General features: G+C 33.4%; 19 protein-coding genes. 16 read left to right on the forward strand and 3 right to left on the reverse strand.

Annotated features, from left to right (window positions below; all coding sequences use genetic code 11):
• Positions 1–45: 45 nt before the first annotated feature.
• Together FLP_RS14400 and FLP_RS14405 are read right to left on the reverse strand one after the other, a co-directional pair.
• Entirely contained in the window at positions 46–1,788 is a 1,743-nt protein-coding gene (locus FLP_RS14400) for a DUF885 domain-containing protein (protein WP_065450172.1), read from the reverse strand.
• Positions 1,789–1,856: 68 nt separating this feature from the next.
• Complete coding sequence (locus FLP_RS14405; RefSeq protein WP_065450173.1) at positions 1,857–3,833, reverse strand: alpha-ketoacid dehydrogenase subunit alpha/beta; 1,977 nt, start codon at positions 3,831–3,833, stop codon at positions 1,857–1,859.
• Between the two features lie 173 nt (positions 3,834–4,006).
• Between FLP_RS14405 and FLP_RS14410 the strand changes: the two genes are divergently transcribed.
• The 16 genes from FLP_RS14410 (at position 4,007) to FLP_RS14485 (ending at position 16,799) form a co-directional block, all read left to right on the forward strand.
• Positions 4,007–4,957, forward strand: a complete 951-nt coding sequence (locus FLP_RS14410) for an isopenicillin N synthase family dioxygenase (protein ID WP_065450174.1) — start codon at positions 4,007–4,009, stop codon at positions 4,955–4,957.
• A gap of 114 nt (positions 4,958–5,071) precedes the next feature.
• Positions 5,072–5,404 carry a translation initiation factor gene (locus tag FLP_RS14415; protein WP_065450175.1) on the forward strand — a complete coding sequence of 111 codons (333 nt, stop codon included), beginning with the start codon at positions 5,072–5,074 and terminating at the stop codon, positions 5,402–5,404.
• 318 nt (positions 5,405–5,722) lie between these two features.
• Positions 5,723–6,592, forward strand: a complete 870-nt coding sequence (locus FLP_RS14420) for a nucleoside phosphorylase (RefSeq protein WP_065450306.1) — start codon at positions 5,723–5,725, stop codon at positions 6,590–6,592.
• Between the two features lie 40 nt (positions 6,593–6,632).
• Positions 6,633–7,109, forward strand: a complete 477-nt coding sequence (locus FLP_RS14425) for a DUF4265 domain-containing protein (protein ID WP_065450176.1) — start codon at positions 6,633–6,635, stop codon at positions 7,107–7,109.
• Between the two features lie 61 nt (positions 7,110–7,170).
• Positions 7,171–8,022: a substrate-binding domain-containing protein gene (locus tag FLP_RS14430; protein ID WP_065450177.1), complete on the forward strand. Its 852-nt coding sequence runs from the start codon at positions 7,171–7,173 to the stop codon at positions 8,020–8,022.
• Positions 8,023–8,042: 20 nt separating this feature from the next.
• Entirely contained in the window at positions 8,043–8,975 is a 933-nt protein-coding gene (locus FLP_RS14435) for a transglutaminase-like domain-containing protein (RefSeq protein ID WP_065450178.1), read from the forward strand.
• Between the two features lie 446 nt (positions 8,976–9,421).
• Positions 9,422–9,790: a hypothetical protein gene (locus FLP_RS14440; protein WP_065450179.1), complete on the forward strand. Its 369-nt coding sequence runs from the start codon at positions 9,422–9,424 to the stop codon at positions 9,788–9,790.
• 225 nt (positions 9,791–10,015) lie between these two features.
• Positions 10,016–11,602 (forward strand): ribosomal protection-like ABC-F family protein, encoded by a 1,587-nt coding sequence (gene abc-f, locus FLP_RS14445; protein WP_065450180.1) that lies wholly within the window; start codon positions 10,016–10,018, stop codon positions 11,600–11,602.
• A 208-nt stretch (positions 11,603–11,810) separates the two neighbouring features.
• On the forward strand, positions 11,811–12,134 hold the full coding sequence (locus FLP_RS14450; RefSeq protein WP_065450181.1) for an ArsR/SmtB family transcription factor: 324 nt from the start codon (positions 11,811–11,813) through the stop codon (positions 12,132–12,134).
• Positions 12,135–12,141: 7 nt separating this feature from the next.
• Positions 12,142–12,609 carry an SRPBCC domain-containing protein gene (locus tag FLP_RS14455; protein WP_065450182.1) on the forward strand — a complete coding sequence of 156 codons (468 nt, stop codon included), beginning with the start codon at positions 12,142–12,144 and terminating at the stop codon, positions 12,607–12,609.
• A 6-nt stretch (positions 12,610–12,615) separates the two neighbouring features.
• Entirely contained in the window at positions 12,616–12,999 is a 384-nt protein-coding gene (locus tag FLP_RS14460; protein WP_065450183.1) for a DoxX family protein, read from the forward strand.
• An 11-nt stretch (positions 13,000–13,010) separates the two neighbouring features.
• Positions 13,011–13,568, forward strand: coding sequence for a DUF4256 domain-containing protein (locus FLP_RS14465; RefSeq protein ID WP_089477449.1), 558 nt, complete (start codon positions 13,011–13,013; stop codon positions 13,566–13,568).
• A 35-nt stretch (positions 13,569–13,603) separates the two neighbouring features.
• Positions 13,604–14,107: an endonuclease V gene (locus FLP_RS14470; RefSeq protein WP_065450184.1), complete on the forward strand. Its 504-nt coding sequence runs from the start codon at positions 13,604–13,606 to the stop codon at positions 14,105–14,107.
• Between the two features lie 12 nt (positions 14,108–14,119).
• Entirely contained in the window at positions 14,120–14,665 is a 546-nt protein-coding gene (locus tag FLP_RS14475) for a hypothetical protein (RefSeq protein ID WP_065450185.1), read from the forward strand.
• A 29-nt stretch (positions 14,666–14,694) separates the two neighbouring features.
• Positions 14,695–15,108, forward strand: coding sequence for a VOC family protein (locus tag FLP_RS14480; protein WP_065450186.1), 414 nt, complete (start codon positions 14,695–14,697; stop codon positions 15,106–15,108).
• 614 nt (positions 15,109–15,722) lie between these two features.
• Entirely contained in the window at positions 15,723–16,799 is a 1,077-nt protein-coding gene (locus tag FLP_RS14485; RefSeq protein WP_065450308.1) for a calcium:cation antiporter, read from the forward strand.
• Between the two features lie 224 nt (positions 16,800–17,023).
• Here the strand turns inward: FLP_RS14485 and FLP_RS14490 are convergent, their stop codons facing one another.
• Positions 17,024–17,899 (reverse strand): cupin-like domain-containing protein, encoded by an 876-nt coding sequence (locus FLP_RS14490; RefSeq protein WP_065450187.1) that lies wholly within the window; start codon positions 17,897–17,899, stop codon positions 17,024–17,026.
• Positions 17,900–18,147: the final 248 nt, after the last annotated feature.

Raw genomic sequence — 18,147 nt, forward strand, 5'->3', positions numbered from 1 at the left:
AATCATTCTCATCAAACCTTTTTAAATTAAATATCTTAAAAAAAATTACTCTTTAGACAATATCAATTCCTTGATGTATTTTACCGGAGCACTTCCAAAACTTAGGAATTTTTCGTGGAATTTTTTCAGGTTGAATTTATCTCCTTCTTTCTTTTTAAGTTCTTCTCTTAGGTTGTAAATTTCAGTATATCCTGTAAAATAAGAACATAATTGTACTTGAGATAAAGTAACACGTCTCCATTTCCCATCTGCTTCTGCTTGTTGCTGAAAAGCTTCTTTGGTCAATAGATCGATTGCAGCTTCTTTAGACATGTTTTTAGTGTGAACACTAATGTCAAGAATGGTGTTGCAAGTGGCTCTTAAATTCCATTTGTAGTACATCAACCACATTTCATCAGAATTTTTATAACCACTTTCCAGCATCATTTTCTCAGCATACACTGCCCATCCTTCAACCATTGCACCATTTCCTAAAATAGATTTAATGATACTTGGCGATTGATTGCTGTAAACTAGTTGAGTGTAATGTCCGGGAACAGCTTCGTGAATATTTAAAATCTGAAGAATATAATCGTTGTATTCGCGTAAATAACTTTCTGCATTTTCAGCAGTCCATCCTGTCATACTTCCCACATTATAATAAGTGTTAGCATTTTTATCATAAGGTCCAGGCGCAGAAATAGAAGCTCCTGCAACTCCCGCCATATAAGCTGGTTCTTTACGAACAACAAGTGGTTTTGATGGATCGATGTACAATAAATCTTTTGCTTTTACATACGCCGTTAATTCCGGAATTTGTTTCTCAATTTCAGACTGAAACTTTTCCGGAGTCGTGTGTTGTAAAGAAATTTTATCAATAACTTGTTTGATTAATTCCAGTTTATTTGTTGGTTTTGCTTCGGTTCCTTTGTATTTAGTCCAAAGTTTGTCAGCCAAAACAAACATTTTATCGTGTAAGTCTTTTTTGTGATCGTTTGCCACTTTAAAAATCTCATCAGCAGTATAGCTTGACTGAATATCAAAATTGAATTTTTTAGCATATAATGCAGATCCTAATCTAAAAGAGCGCGGCGTTTTGTTCGGTAAGTTTTTCAACCAGTCAGCGTAATCTGTAATTGCTTTTTTAGCTGTTTTTGCTTTGTCAAGCATTTCTTTTTTCTCAGCTTCGCTTAATTTACTTTGTTTTAAAGCAGCAGCTAAATCTGTATCAAAAACAGATGAACCACCTAAATTTTGTGCAATTGCAAGCTCAGTATGCTCAACAGTTGGATTTTTGATATTCTTTTTGGCAGCTTCATAATAAGCCGGAACATTGTTCATTTTAGCATTAAAAGCACGCAAACGAACTTCTAAAGAATCGTATTTTCCATTTAAAATCTCAGCAAAAGATCCGCATACATTATATTCAGAAGGATTCCATTCAGATGATTTTAATTCTTTTATACTAAAAATAGTAGCTTCAAGCTGATTTTTAATCATTTGAAAATCGGTCTTGTTGTTGTCAGACAAATTTTCAACATTGTATTGTTTTAAAGAATCTAATTGTGCGTTGACAAAATCAAGCTGTATTTTTTCTCCGTTAGCATCCGGAATCGACAAAATACTATCGTATTTATGATACCCAACACCAGAAGCCCAACCCGGATTAATTTTCCACAAAGAGGTTACAAAACCATCTTTATACTTGTCAAATTTTCCATCTAAAGCTTTATCTTCGTTAGACTTACCACTTTTATTACAGGAAAAAAGAAGCGAAATCGCAAAAATTGAAACAAACAGTTTTTTCATAAGTTAATTTTTTAATGGTTTAAAGATAAAAAAAATGTTCTTTCTTCAAAACTATTTGCCATTTGTAATTAATATTTCAATAAATCTAATAAAACTTTCTCGAAACGATTTTTAGGTAAAAACTGATCTTCTAATGCTTTTGTAAACGGAATTGGCGAATCTAAACTTGCTACTCTTTTTACCGGAGCATCCAGATATTCAAAACATTCCTCCATAATTAAAGCCGAAATATCGCTTGCAATTCCTCCAAACAAAGTATCTTCCTGATAAATAATTACTTTTCCTGTCTTTTTTACAGAAGCAAAAATAGTCTCGGTATCCAAAGGCTGTAAAGTTCTTAAATCAATTAAATCAGCCGAGATTTCAGGATTATTGGACAAAGTTTCTAAAGCCCAGTGCACCGGCGCGCCAAAAGCAATAATAGTAACCTGATTTCCTTCTTTTAATAAAGCTGCTTTTCCTAATGGAATGGTATAATAATCAACAGGAACATCCTGATAAACGCTGCGATACAATTGTTTATGTTCGAAAAATAAAACCGGATTAGGGTCATTTATAGAACTATTCAATAATCCTTTTGCATCATACGGAAAAGCCGGGTAAACAACTTTTAAACCTGGAGTTTTGGTAAACCAGGCTTCGTTGGTCTGGGAGTGAAATGGTCCGGCCTGAGTTCCTCCGCCGCAAGGCATACGAACGACAACATCGGCATTTTCGCCCCAGCGGTAATGAGATTTTGCCAATAAATTGACAATTGGGTTAAATCCTGTAGAAACAAAATCAGCAAATTGCATTTCAACAATAGCCTTGTAACCGTTTATAGATAAGCCCATTGCGGTCGAAACCACAGCACTTTCGCAAATTGGCGTATTTCGCACGCGATCTTTACCAAACAAATCAACAAAACCATCTGTAATTTTAAAGGCACCGCCATATTCTGCAATATCCTGCCCCATTATGATCAGTTTTCCATAGCGTTTCATAGATTGCTCTAAACTATATCTGATAGCGTCTATAAAACGTATATTTTTAACTTCTTCTGTCGGATTAACTTCTTCATGCTCATAAGGTTTATAAACATCATCTAATTCTCCACTATAAGTTGGTATAATTTCAGGTTCGGCATTGGCAATGGCTAAATTTTCGTCGATTTCCTGTTTGATTTCAGCGTGTAATTGCTCGTCAAATTGGGCTGTAAGAACGCCAATTTCAGTTAAGTAATTTCTGTAATTACTTACCGGATCTTTGGCTGCCCATTCGTCCATTAATTCCTGCGGAACATATTTGGTACCACTTGCCTCTTCGTGTCCGCGCATTCTAAAAGTTTTAAATTCTAATAAAACCGGATGCGGATCTTTTTGCATGTCTTCTTTTAACTGAGATAGTTTATTGAACACTTCAACGATATTATTTCCGTCAATGATGTAGCTTTCAATGCCATAACCAATGCCTTTATCGGCTAAATTTTCGCATAAATACTGTTCATTAGTAGGCGTCGAGAGTCCGTAACCATTGTTTTCTATGATAAACATTACTGGCAATTTCCAAACGGCAGCGATATTCAGGGCTTCATGAAAATCGCCCTCACTTGTTGCGCCTTCTCCCGTAAAAACCGCCGTGACCTTTTTGTTGTTTTGAAGTTTGTCGGCTAACGCTATTCCGTCTGCGATTCCTAATTGCGGACCAAGATGCGAAATCATTCCAATGATTTTATATTCCTGAGTTCCAAAGTGAAAACTACGGTCGCGCCCTTTTGTAAAACCATTTGCTTTTCCTTGCCATTGCGAGAATAATCGGTGCAACGGAATGTCACGGGTCGTAAATACTCCTAAATTCCGGTGCATTGGCAACACATACTCAGTATCATCTAAAACAGCGGTAACTCCTACTGCGATTGCTTCCTGCCCTATTCCGGAAAACCATTTGGAAACTTTTCCCTGTCGAATCAGGATCAGCATTTTTTCTTCGATCAGCCTGGGTTTGAGTATTTTTTTATATAAATCTAATAATTGAGCATCAGTAAGGTTTTGTCTGTAAAAGATCATTTGGTTCTTGGTTTTAGTGTTTCAAATATAGAAAAATATAACAATTTTATTCGTTTTTGTTATAATTTTTTAATTTTAATATAACTTTTAAAATTCAAATCTAAAATATTCTCTACCTTTGTTACTGAAAGGCTTTAATACCACCTTTTATCCTATAAATAAAAATGTAAAGTATGCAAAACATTCCTAGTGTAGACTTACGTGATTTCCTTTCGGACGACCCGAAACGTAAACAAAAATTTGTAAATGAAATCGGCAGTGCATTTGAAAACATTGGCTTCGTAGCCCTAAAAGGTCATTTTTTAGATGATCAGTTAGTAGACGAGCTTTATAGCGAAATTAGAAAATTTTTCGCTTTGCCAGTAGAAACTAAGCATAATTATGAGATTCCCGGAATTGGCGGGCAAAGAGGTTATGTGTCTTTTGGAAAAGAACATGCCAAAGGACGTAAAGAAGGAGATTTGAAAGAATTCTGGCATTTTGGTCAGTATGTTGATGCAGCTTCTAAGTATGCTTCAGAATATCCTGAAAATGTTGAAGTAAAAGAATTACCCCGTTTTAATGTTGTAGGTAAAGAAGCGTATCAAATGCTTGAAAAAACAGGCGTTTATGTATTGAGAGCTTTGGCTTTGCATTTGGGTTTAGATGAGTTTTATTTTGACCAATATGCAAAAGAAGGAAACTCTATTTTAAGACCAATTCATTATCCACCAATTACTTCTGAGCCGGAAAACGCGATTCGTGCAGCAGCTCACGGAGATATTAACCTGATTACTCTTTTGATGGGAGCTCAGGGTAAAGGATTACAGGTTCAGAATCACGATGGCGAATGGATTGATGCTATCGCTGAAGACGATCAATTGGTTATTAATGTGGGAGATATGTTGTCAAGACATACCAACAACAAATTAAAATCTACGATTCACCAAGTGGTAAACCCACCAAGAGAATTATGGGGAACTTCACGTTATTCTATTCCGTTTTTTATGCATCCTGTTAGCGATATGCGTCTGGATTGTTTAGAAAATTGTATTGATGCCGAGAATCCTAAAAAATTCGAAGATATTACTGCGGGAGACTATTTGTACGAACGTTTAGTAGATTTGGGATTAATAAAAAAATAACTTTTTAAATTCCAAATATTAAAAAATTCCAAATTCCAAACTTTGATTGGAATTTGGAATTTAATTTTTAAAAACATTATATAATTGGGATTTATTCTTTAGCATAAAAAATTTATGGACTTACAAGATCAATTAAAAAACTTATTCCCGGATCACATCGAATCTAATGAGCCGGAAGAAGTTCAGGAACAGGATCATGTGCTTTACATTCAAAAAGAGCCTATGATTTGTAAATTCGAAAAACGAAAAGGAAAAGCTACTACAATTATCGAAGGTTACGAAGGATCTGACGAAGATTTTAAAATTTTGGCCAAAGAAATTAAAACAAAATTAAGTGTTGGCGGCACTTTTAAAGATGCTTCGATTATCATTCAAGGCGATTATCGTGATAAAATAATGGCGATTTTAAAAGAAAAAGGATTTAAAACAAAACGTGTTGGAGGGTGATAATTGTAGATTTATGATTTTAGATTAATGTATTGTGGATAATTTAACCGCAAAGAGCGCTAAGAATTTTAACTGTTAGTTTTATATAAAAACACAAAGAACGCAAAGCTTTGGCTTATAATTGTTAGATTTCTAGTTTTAAACCAAGCGATAGTGAATAAGCCAACCAATTTATAAAAAGCAAGTTTTCGAAAAAATCTTAAAAATAAAAACCTGTGACAATCCGTTTAATCCGTGGGCAAAAAAAGTTTGCGCCCTACAGAAAACCTAAGAGCCTTAGTCACTCAGAACCTTAGAACCTTAGAACCTCAAAAAAAAATGATACAAAATTCAGAATTAATACTTAATCCAGACGGAAGCGTTTATCACTTAAACCTCCTTCCGGAGCATATAGCAAATGATATAATTTTTGTGGGAGACCAAAACAGAGTCGAAAAAATCACTCAGTTTTTTGATTCGATTGAATATTCTACTCAAAAAAGAGAATTTAAAACGCAAACCGGAATCTACAAAGGAAAAAGAATATCGGTAATGTCAACCGGAATTGGTCCTGACAATATTGATATTGTGGTGAATGAATTAGATGCTTTGGTGAATATCGATTTAAAAACACGTCAACCAAAAGAAGAATTGACTTCTTTAAATATTATCAGAATTGGAACTTCGGGTTCTCTACAGGCTGATATTCCTGTGGATAGTTTTGTGATGTCTAAATTTGGGTTAGGATTAGACAACATGCTTCGCTCCTATTTGATTGATGAAGTTTCGAATGCAGCGATCGAAGATGCTTTTGTACACCATACTAATTGGGATATTAAAAAAGGAAGACCTTATGCTATCGCTTGTTCTGAAGCATTAGAAAAAATAATCGAATCGGATAAAATATTCAAAGGAATTACAGCAACTGCCGGAGGTTTTTACGGACCACAAGGACGCGTATTGCGTTTGAATATTCAGGACGAAGAATTAAACAGTAAAATGGATAATTTTAGTTTTAATGACGAAAGAATTACTAACTTAGAGATGGAAACTGCTGCAATTTATGGTTTATCTGCACTTTTAGGACATAAAGCATTGTCATTGAATGCTATTATTGCCAACCGTGCAACCGGAACTTTTAGTGAAGATCCGTACAAAGCAGTTGATGAATTGATTACGTATACATTGAATAAATTGGCTCAGCAATAATTAGGGAATTAGTCAACTAGAAAATGAGATAATTAGAGAAATGGCAGAAGACACACATAAAAAAATATTATTTAAATATTACAGTACCTACTTAGAAGAAATTGTTTCAGAAACAATGTGGGCAGAAATTATAGATTTAGAGAAAGGGTATTTTAAATTAGATAATATCCCGTTTTTTGGGCCTTTGATTGCAACCGATGATATTTTTCGTGCTGAATATGATGAAAATGAGAAAACGTTCATGCACAAAGAGACAATAGAAAGCTCAGGAAATTCGATTGTGCAGGTTTTAGTACTGGAAAAAGAGTTTGATGCGGCAATTATCAGAGAAAAACTGAAAGCTATCAATTGTATATCAGAGGTTTTGAATGATACTTTTTTTGCTGTTGAAATCGTGAGAAATACAGATTATTCATTAGTAAAAAGCATTTTAAACGAATACGAATCGCAGTCAATAATAGAATTTGCAGAACCTTGTCTCTCTGAAAAACACAGAACAGATTTATTGAAAAATTAGATAATTAAGATTAAAAAAACTAAACTTTAGAATACGCTTACCAAACTTAAACTTAACTAAAATGAAAACTGTAAAAATTGTTGGTGTTCCCGAACACTTCAATTTGCCATGGCATTTATGCATCGAAAATGGCGAATTTGAAGCAGAAAACATTGATTTGCAATGGAAGAATATTCCTGAAGGAACCGGTAAAATGTGTCAGATGCTTCGTGATGGCGAAGCGGATATTGCGGTAATTCTAACCGAAGGAATTGTAAAAGATATTGTGGCAGGAAATCCAAGTAAAATTGTTCAGATTTATGTGCAATCACCTTTGATCTGGGGAATTCATGTTGCTGCAAAATCAGATTTTCATACAGTAAAAGACCTTAAGGATAAAAAAGTAGCCATTTCAAGATTAGGTTCAGGATCGCAATTAATGGCGTATGTTAACGCACATGAGAATGGCTGGAAAACAGATGATTTGCAATTTGAAATCATTAATACCATCGACGGAGCTGTAGAAGCCCTGACAAAAGGAACTGCAGATTATTTTATGTGGGAACGTTTTATGACCAAACCACTTGTAGATCAGGGAATTTTCAGAAGAGTTGGCGACTGCCCTACTCCATGGCCGTCATTTGTAATTACCGTTCGTGATGAATTCCTGAAAAAGAACCCAAAAATTGTCGAGAAAATATTAGAAATTATAAACAAAACAACGCACGATTTTACTCAAATTCCAAATATAGACAAAACATTATCAGAGCTTTTCAATCAAAAAATTGAAGATATTCAGGAATGGCTAAAACTGACACAATGGTCTCAGAAGAATTTAAGTGAAAAAGCATTCATTAAAATTCAAAATCAGTTATTTGATCTGGGAATTATTGATAAAAAAAGTACTTTTGTTGAAACGGTAAAAGCGCTTTAAATACTTGCTTTTGAATTCTTATGATAAAATTCCCTAAAATTGACTTTCCGCAATTAAAATCCAAACTACAGGTGAAATCTCCCTGGGACAGGATTATTATTATGCTGTTGAGTCTTTTGATTACCATACCGATTTTTATCATACTGCATCAAAACCTGATCGATTTAGAATGGGCTTTTAATCTCGATCGTGTATTTATTTTCATATTTGTTTTTGCTGCGATTTCCTTTTTGTTAATGTACCTGCGAACCATTATTATTTTATGTATCGCGGTTTATATATTGGTTTTAATTTACGGAAGTGTTATAGGTAATTATGGCTTTAGTGAAATTTCTGAAGATTATAATTCGATGATTTATACCATGTCTGATAATCCTTTTCCGCAGGATATTATTGTGGCAAAGCTGCTTCCGTTTCCTAATAAGTCAAAGATTATCAATGCTATCGAGTATCAAAATCCAAAGGTTCGAAATTTTGCCATAATGGCTACGACAAAGCATTTTAAAGGCATAAAAGGATATTCTGATTACAGAACCATTATTCAGTGTTTTGCTGTATTCAAAGAGATTAATAGCCGTTGGAATTATGTAAACGATCCCAAAGAAGGCGATTATATCGCGACGGCGAGCGAATCCTTAGAATATTTTTCGGGTGATTGTGATGATCACTCTATCTTAATGGCGGCTGCAATTCGCTCTATTGGCGGCACTCCAAGGCTAATTCATACAAAAGGTCATATTTATCCTGAAATTCTAATTGGTACTACGATCGATCTGGAAAAAGTAAATTACTTAATAAAGAATGTGCTTTTTGTAAAAGAAAGTTATAAAAAGAAGATTCATTATCATATTGATGAACGCGGTCAGATTTGGATGAATCTTGATTATACAGCAAAATATCCCGGCGGACCATTTATGTACGAAGAGATTTTGGGAGCTTTGACTTTGAAATAGGTTTTTTTTTTAAAGCTACTGAGAGGCTAAGGTTCTAAGGTACTAAGGTTTTGGGAGAAGTTTTTTTTAGTATTGTGTTTTTGCTCACCTATTTTACGGATTGAACGGGTTTACTCGTGTTTTTTTAAAATTTCAATCTCAAGTTCTTAGTATAATTCAAAAAAGCCAGATCACAAATTTTCTAATAAAATTATTCTTATCATAGGGAAGCACAGCAATGCGTCTTACACATGTAGTAGACGCACTGCTGTGCGTCTCTACGATAAATACGGATAATTTAAAAATTAAATAACATAATCATCACTGAGTCAGTAAACTAAAATTATAAATCAAAAAATATAATTTTGTAAGTATAATTACCGATTAATTTGTAAATATTTGATTTTTAGATTTTTAATTAAAAATATTTTTGTAATTTTCTGAGGTCTAACTTTAATCGCAAAATCATGAAAAAATCTAAATTATTTATCTTCGGAATTGTATTATTGGCAGTATTAATGGTTTCATGTCATAAAGGGCGCAATAAATTGGTAAACTCCTGGAAAATCACCGCTGTTGAACCAAAAATGCCGCTTTCTGATTCTTTAAAAAATGTTATTCTTACTCAGGGTCAGCTTACTTTTACTGAAGATGGACATGTGACGGGATATTTACAAAGAGAAATAACTGATGGTACTTTTGCTTTGACAAAAGGCGGAAAGAGTTTAGTGATAAAAGATGAAACAGGAACCCCATACCCTTGTGAAAGTACTATAACAGATGAAGAACTGATATTAGACAGCAAAGAGATGAAAATAACCCTCAAAAAAATATAAGCTGAGTTTTACGGAACTTAGAACATTTTTAAAACCATACTGAATACAATTTAGTGTGGTTTTTTCTTTTAAAAAAAATCTGTTTTTATAATTAAAGACAAATCGTATCTTTGTAATCTTAAAATAGGACTAATAATTTATGTGAAAAATAATTTCTTTCAGGCAATTTAGAGAGTAAACGGCAATTGCGGTTACTCTATTTATTCATTTTTATAGAAAGAAATTATGTTTACTCTACAGAACATTTCATATAAACACAATAACAGTGATTTATTGTTTGACAATATTAGTTTTACAGTAAATAATCACGAAAAAATAGCGCTAATTGGTGCTAACGGAATTGGAAAATCAACGTTATTAAAAATCATAGCGGGAGAATTACAGCCATCAAACGGAGAGCTAAGAATTAACTCTGATCCGTATTATATTCCGCAAATTTTTGGTCAATACAATCATTTCACAATTGCCGAAGCTTTACGTGTTAATCACAAACTCAATGCCCTTCGGGAAATACTGAACGGCAATGTATCAGAAGAAAATCTGACTGTCTTAAACGATGACTGGACTATTGAGGAACGTTGCGATAATGCCTTAAAATATTGGCAATTATCTGATTTGGATTTAGCAGAAAAAATCGAAAACTTAAGCGGAGGACAAAAAACAAAAGTATTCCTGGCCGGTATTTTGATTCATGAACCTGAATTGGTTTTGCTTGATGAACCCAGTAATCATCTTGACAAGGCGACCAGAGAATTGCTTTACAATTTTATCGTAACTACAAATAGTAGTTTGATTATTGTGAGTCATGATCGAAAACTGCTTAATCTGTTACCCACCGTTTATGAACTTAGCAAACGAGGTATTACTATTTATGGCGGAAATTATGATTTTTATACCAGTCAAAAAGAAATTGAAAATCATGCCTTAAACCAGGATCTTCAAAGTAAGGAAAAAGCCCTGCGAAAAGCCAAAGAAAAAGAACGTGAAACTCTTGAAAGGCAGCAAAAACTGGATGCCCGCGGAAAAAAGAAACAGGAAAAATCAGGTGTTGCCCGCATCATGATGAATACATTGCGTAATAATGCCGAAAACAGTTCGTCGAAACTCAAAAGTGTTCATGTAGAAAAAATAGACGGAATTTCGAAAGAATTACGCGAAATACGCTCGGCATTGCCGGATATTGATCAGATGAAATTTGGTTTTGATGATTCGGGTTTGCATAAAGGAAAAATTCTTTTTAAGGCAACTGACATTAACTTTAGTTACAACGATCAATTGCTCTGGAAGAAAGATGTAAGTTTAGAAATAACAAGCGGCGAGAGAATTGCGCTAAACGGCCTGAACGGATCCGGTAAAACGACCCTTATTAAAATTATTTTAGGTAAACTATCCCCAAAATCAGGTAGTGTGCGGATTGCAGAGAATAAAGCTGTTTATATCGATCAGGATTATTCGCTTATTACTAATGAACTCAAAGTTTACGATCAGGCACAACAATTTAATGTTGCAGGATTAGAAGAACATGAGATCAAAATGAGGTTGAATCGGTTTTTGTTCCATAAAGAATATTGGGACAAACCTTGCGGCATTTTAAGCGGAGGCGAAAAAATGCGATTAATGCTTTGTTGTTTAACGATTAGCAACGAATCGCCGGACATTATTATATTGGATGAACCTACAAATAATCTGGATATTCAGAATGTTGAAATCCTGACGGCCGCGATCAACGAATATCAGGGAACATTGATTGTGGTTTCTCACGATGAATCATTTTTAGAACAAATAAATATTGAGAAAGCTATCCTTTTGTAAATGAGTTCAATTCGCTTTTTAATTCTGTTTTTTGGTTTTTGAACGCAAGTTTGTCAATGCTAATTGATAAAATCAATTTATAAAAGCTCTAAAGTTTAAAGATTTTAGAGCTTTTTTTTGTAAATGACTGATTAATAGTAAAAAAAAAATATAAAACGTTTTGCGCAGTCAAATAACTGCATTATATTTGCAGTCAAATAACTGCACAATGGAAATTCGTAGAGATGTATTTCAGGCCATAGCCGACCCTACCCGCAGGGCAATATTAAGTTTAGTAGCAATACAAGCCATGAAACCGGGTGTAATAGCAGAAAATTTCGATTCGTCTCGACAGACCATTTCAAAACACATTCAAATCCTTGCAGAATGTGAATTGCTAAGTCAATACCAAAATGGAAGGGAAATTTATTATCTCACAAATGCAAAAAAGATGAAAGAAGTAGCTGATTTTATTGAACCTTTTCGTCAAATGTGGGACGATCGCTTTAATAAATTAGAAGCTTTAATGAAAAATTACAAACCCAAAAAATAAACGGCTTATGGAATTAAAAACAAAAATTAGCGCCAAAGAGGGTCAACAGGATCTTGTCATTACCCGAGAGTTTGATCTTCCGGTAGAATTACTTTTTAAAGCTTATACCGAGCCTGAAATTGTAGCACAGTGGATGAGTACAAAAGTGCTTAAACTCGAAAACAAAAAATATGGAGGTTATGAATTTGAGACAAGTGATCCTCATGGCAACGTGGTATTTAAGGCAAATGGTGTAATTCATGAATATAGCCAAAACGTGAGAATTATACGAACATTTGAAATGGAGAAATCTCCTTTTGCCCCTCAGCTTGAATTTTTAGATTTTGAATCAATTTCTGAAGAAACAAGTACATTGACTATGCATGTAATTTATAAATCAGTTGATCTACGTGACCAGATGCTAAAACTGCCGTTTGCGCAGGGCATTAATATGGCACATAACAGGTTACAAGATATCGTAAGCAAATTAAAATAAAAGATCATGACAAAAAGAAATAAAATCATTTACTGGATTGCAACTCTTTGGCTTGCATTGGGAATGACATCAACCGGCGTAGTACAATTAATAAAAATGAAAGAAGAAGTAGAAATGATGGATCATTTAGGGTATCCGATCTATTTTTTAACAATTATTGGAATTTGGAAAATATTAGGCGTATTCGCGGTATTAATTCCTAAATTTACTTTACTTAAAGAATGGGCTTACGCAGGATTCTTTTTTGTAATGTCTGGGGCTATTTTTTCTCATTTAGCCTGTGGAGATGCTCCTATTGCTCTTTTTGGGCCAATATTGTTACTTATACTAACGATTGTGTCATGGTATTTCAGACCTTTAGAAAGAAAAATTGTTTCGGTTCAATCATAAAAATAAAAGTTATGAAAAATAAATTATCTATAGATCAGCAAGAAGAATTGCTTAGCGTTTTAGAAGCGCGTTTTGAAAAAAATATGCAACGCCATAACGGTATACATTGGAATAAAGTAGTCGTAAAACTGAAAGCCAATCCCGATAAATTATGGTCTTTGGATGAAATGGAAAGAACCGAAGGTGAACCGGATGTTATTGCTTATGATGAAAATACAGATGAATATGTTTTTTATGATTGTTCTGCAGAAAGTCCTAAAGGCCGCAGAAGTATATGTTATGATCATGAAGCTTTAGAAAAAAGAAAAGAAAACAAGCCCAAAGACAGTGCACTAAATATGGCAGAAGAAATGGGAATTAAAATACTTAACGAAGAAGAATACAAAGAACTTCAGAAACTGGGTAAATTTGACACTAAAACTTCGAGCTGGATTGCAACTCCTTCTGATATCAGGAAGTTAGACGGTGCATTATTTTCGGACTTTCGATACAATACTGTTTTTGTGTATCACAACGGAGCTGATTCATATTATGCAGCCAGAGGTTTTCGCGGATCGTTGCGTGTATAATCGATTAAAACCATAATGTAAACCAAATTAAAAAAATGATATTAGCCTTTGATACGTATTATTATGACGGAAAAGCAAAAACAGTCTGCCTTGAATTTGAAGAGTGGAATGAAAGTAAAAATTTTAAAATTCACACCGAAATCATTGAAAATGCCGAAGAATATATTCCGGGAGAATTTTATAAAAGAGAATTGCCTTGTATTGTCAGTTTATTAGATAAAATTGACTTAACGAATATTGAAGCCATTATTGTAGATGGTTTTGTGTATTTAGACGATGAAAAAAAATACGGCTTGGGAGGCCGCTTATACGAAAAACTCAATAGTAAAATCCCAATTATTGGTGTCGCAAAAACAAATTTTGCAGCCATAGAAGAACTCAAAAGAGCTTTAGTTAGAGGCGATAGCAAAAAGCCATTGTATATTACTGCTATTGGAATTGAGTTGGATAAAGCTTTTGATAAAATAGCGAGTATGGCGGGGGAATTTAGATTTCCAACGCTGTTAAAAGAGTTAGATAGATTGACGAAAGAATTGTAAAATACTGAATTTTTGGAACAGCTTGAATTAACAGAAAACGATATATTATTTCTGAAAGAAAGAATTAAGGAGTACGACAGATATAGTATTTTGTGGATAATTATTCTGCTGTTTTTGTCTTATGGATTTTATTATTTAAATTTTTCAGAAGGGATCCCAACTGAAAGCTCATTTTTTGACAGCTTCATTTTATTAGAAATTGTTTTTTTAGGTCTCCTAACTTATGCACTAATTAAAGGCTACGAGCGCAATATAAAATGGAAGAAAAATTTATATAAACAAAAGAAAATAGTAGGTTCTTTTAAAGTTCTGGAGAAATTAATTACCAATCAAAATGATTCTGATGCTACAAGTCATAATGTTATTAGAATATTTTCTGAAATTGAAAAAAAAGATAAATTCATTTTCATGGATAATTATAATTTTAGAAAGTTAGCGGTTGATGATTTTATTTATTTGGAATATTTTACAGATATGGACTTAATTAAAATTTTAGAATTTAATAACAGGAAATTAGAATACATACGATATCAGATTTATGATAATACTTGGGGTTAACAATTAAAAAATAATCTATTAATAATAACATGGAAGATCAAAAAAATCAAAAAGAAAACATAATACCAAAAGTAACAGGAATTGGCGGTATTTTCTTTTTTACAGAAAATCCGAAAGAAACTCGTGAATGGTATGCTAAAAATTTAGGATTTGATGTCAATGACTGGGGTTCGACTTTTGAATCGAGAAATGTTGACAAACCTGAAGAAGTTACTTCTCTGCAATGGAGTCCTTTCAAAAAAGGAGATGACTATTTCTCACCTTCTAAAAAAGATTTTATGATTAATTATCGCGTTCAGAATATTGAAGGCCTTGTAAATCAGCTCAAAGAAAACGGTGTAACTGTCCTTGATGAAATTGCAACATACGATTACGGCAAATTTGTACATATTATGGACGCAGAGGGCAATAAAATAGAACTTTGGGAACCAGTTTGGCTTTAAAAGATCTGTAGTTTCCTTGCTCAAAACAACTGTCAAATTTAAATCTTCGACTATAAAGTATACTGACCTCCATTTCCGGATGTAAAGAGTATATTTTTCGCTATATCTTTATTTTTCAATGTTTTGCGACGCAGATAATAATCATAATAATCTGGTTCAGAGATCCAATTTTACTTTTATTGGTTTACATTTTTTATGAATCCTTTGTGAATAGCAATTCCAACCAGTAAACTTGTTATTGATTTAAAAGAAGAGCGGGAATCCTGAAGTGAACAGCAGGATAGTGTTTACTGAAAATAGAATCCGTCATTTCACGCAAAAGAGAATCAGTGATTTTATTTTTAGTTTGGCCAGATATACTAAAGCTATTTAAGAATAGAAAAATATAAAAAAGTAAATGTTTTTCATGTTTATAAATTTGTGTTTTTGTAAAAAAATGGCACTGCATATTTTTAGAAAAAAAGACTTCCAGAAGCTAAAGTTCCCACTATTATAGGCCGGTTTTTCAAGAACACGTCCCAGTGTTTTTGGTACTTGCGGTAAAAAGCCCTATATTACAGGAAATTAAAATGTCATTTTTTACATTAAAAATTATTGGCAGAAAACATTTATATATGAAAAGATTACTTCAGTGGACCATCATGATTCCGGCACTTGCCTGGATTCTTTTTTTTAGCGGACTCATAGACAACAGCAGCATTTTTCAGGTTATTGCCAGTATATTGCTTATCCTTAGCGTTATGTCGGCCGTACATCATTCAGAAGTAATAGCAGAAAGAGTTGGAGAACCTTACGGAACCATTATTTTGGCCATATCTATAACCGTTATCGAAGTTTCGATTATTGTATCGCTAATGTTATCAGAAGGAACTGAAGCAGCTTCTTTAGCCCGAGATACAGTTTATGCTGCTACAATGCTTATTTTAAATGGAATTATCGGCCTTTGCCTTTTAATTGGCGGACTAAAACATTACGAACAAAATTTTTCGGTCTCTTCAGTGACTATTGGTTTGGTTTCACTGGTTTCGATTATCGTATTTACACTCGTTTTCCCTACTTTTACTGAAAGTGTAAAAGGATCTTATTATTCATTACCACAACTTGTTTTTGCTTCGATTGCATGTCTTGTTATTTATGGCTCTTTTCTGTTTGCACAGACTAGCAGATACAGGCAATATTTTCTAACTGTTGGTGATGACGAAAACGAAGATGTAGTCGAGCCAATAGCAATTGATAATAAAACTTTTTATACCAGCCTTGTTTTTCTGATCGTAAGTTTGGGTATTGTGGTTTTACTCGCAAAAACATTATCTCCTACTATCGAAAGTATTATTGTAAGTTATCACCTTCCAAAAACTTTGGTTGGAGTTGTGATTGCCGCGATAATTTTACTTCCTGAGGCGATTGCTGCGATTATTGCTGCAAGAAAAAACAGGCTTCAAACCAGTATCAATTTAGCTTTAGGTTCTGCTTTGGCAAGTATTGGTTTAACTATTCCCAGCGTTGCAGTAGTTTGCATCATGATGGATATGCCAATTATACTGGGACTTGATATAAAATCTATCGTTCTGCTGGCTTTATCGGTGTTTACCGTAATGTTGTCGCTGAGCAAAGGAAAATCGAATATAGTTTATGGTGTAGTGCTTTTGGTAAACTTGTTTGCTTTTGTTTTCCTTATGATTTATCCTTGATACTAATAAACTCGATACTTTTTACAGATAACAAACGAATTAAGCCAAGCCTTCAAAATAATCATTTTTTGAAAGCTTGGCTTTTTTTAATGTCTATGCATAATACTGTTAACCACCAAAATCATTAATAAGAGTAGCGAAATAAACGTTTTTAAAACATAAAACTCCATTAGAAATAATGAAGTTTTATATTTTTAAATATTTGACATTCTTTATTTTAAGACTTATTCTTGCGCTTCTAATGCAGCGTTTGTTCTGCGAATAGATTCGGCATCTTTGTAATCCAGCCATTCCTGGCCTTTTCTTTTTCGCATCCAGTTGTCGTAATATCGAATGATGGCAACGTTAGCAAAACCTTTCCATAAATTCGAAGGTCTTCCGGGAAGAGCGCGCAGGCTAAGCGAAAAACCAGGTGTTAGGTATTTCATATAATGCCACCAGCCTTCTGGCATATAAAGCATTTCGCCATGATTAAGATTGGTGATGTAAGGTTTCACTTTTTTGAGTGCCGGAAAACGTTCAAAATCTGGATTGTCAAAATCAATGTCCTCATTACATAACCATGAATATGGTAGTCGGTACATGTATTTTGTTTCTTTAGGATCGACCAGAACACATTGTTTTTGACCATCAAAATGGACATGAAAAATATTAGGAAAATCAATATCATAATGCATGAATACTTTGGCATCCTGACCACCAAAAAAGACAAGCGGCATGCTTTTGAGCAATCTTATACCCAAACGCGGCCAGTGCATGTCTGACTTTAGAGACGGAACATCTTTCATGAGATTGTATAAAAAGATACGAAGATTAGTTGGACCTTTCTCCAGAATATCAATATATTCAGACATCGTCATTGTAAAATCCGGTTCATTGACTTTTTTAGTATAATCGGTTTTACGATTATCGTATAAAGGTACTTTTTTGTCTCCGGCAACTTTTCGGATAAATTCCAAATTCCATTTAGTAAAAGCTGGCCAGTCTTCTATTTGTTTGGTAATAATTACAGGCTTTTGCGGCTTGTAATAATTATCTATAAATTCTTTTTTTGTAAGTTTTTCAACCCTTTCTATCTGTATATAATGATCAAATGCCATCTCTAATAGGTTTTAAAATTATATGTTGATACAATAAGTAAGTACTATAAATTAACGATTAAGAATAAGTTGATAATAAGTATCTTAATTTTTATTTTGGGAGTTTTCATAGTAAAGATAAACATTCTTCACTAAAACAGAACCCCTATTTTTCTTTCGATAAAAACGCATTTTTCTTCAGTCAATCTTCATCAATAAAATTTATAAAATATTCAGATCTTCCTAAACAACATTTTGAAATAAATATT

The sequence above is a fragment of the Flavobacterium piscis genome, from assembly GCF_001686925.1.
Classification (GTDB): domain Bacteria; phylum Bacteroidota; class Bacteroidia; order Flavobacteriales; family Flavobacteriaceae; genus Flavobacterium; species Flavobacterium piscis.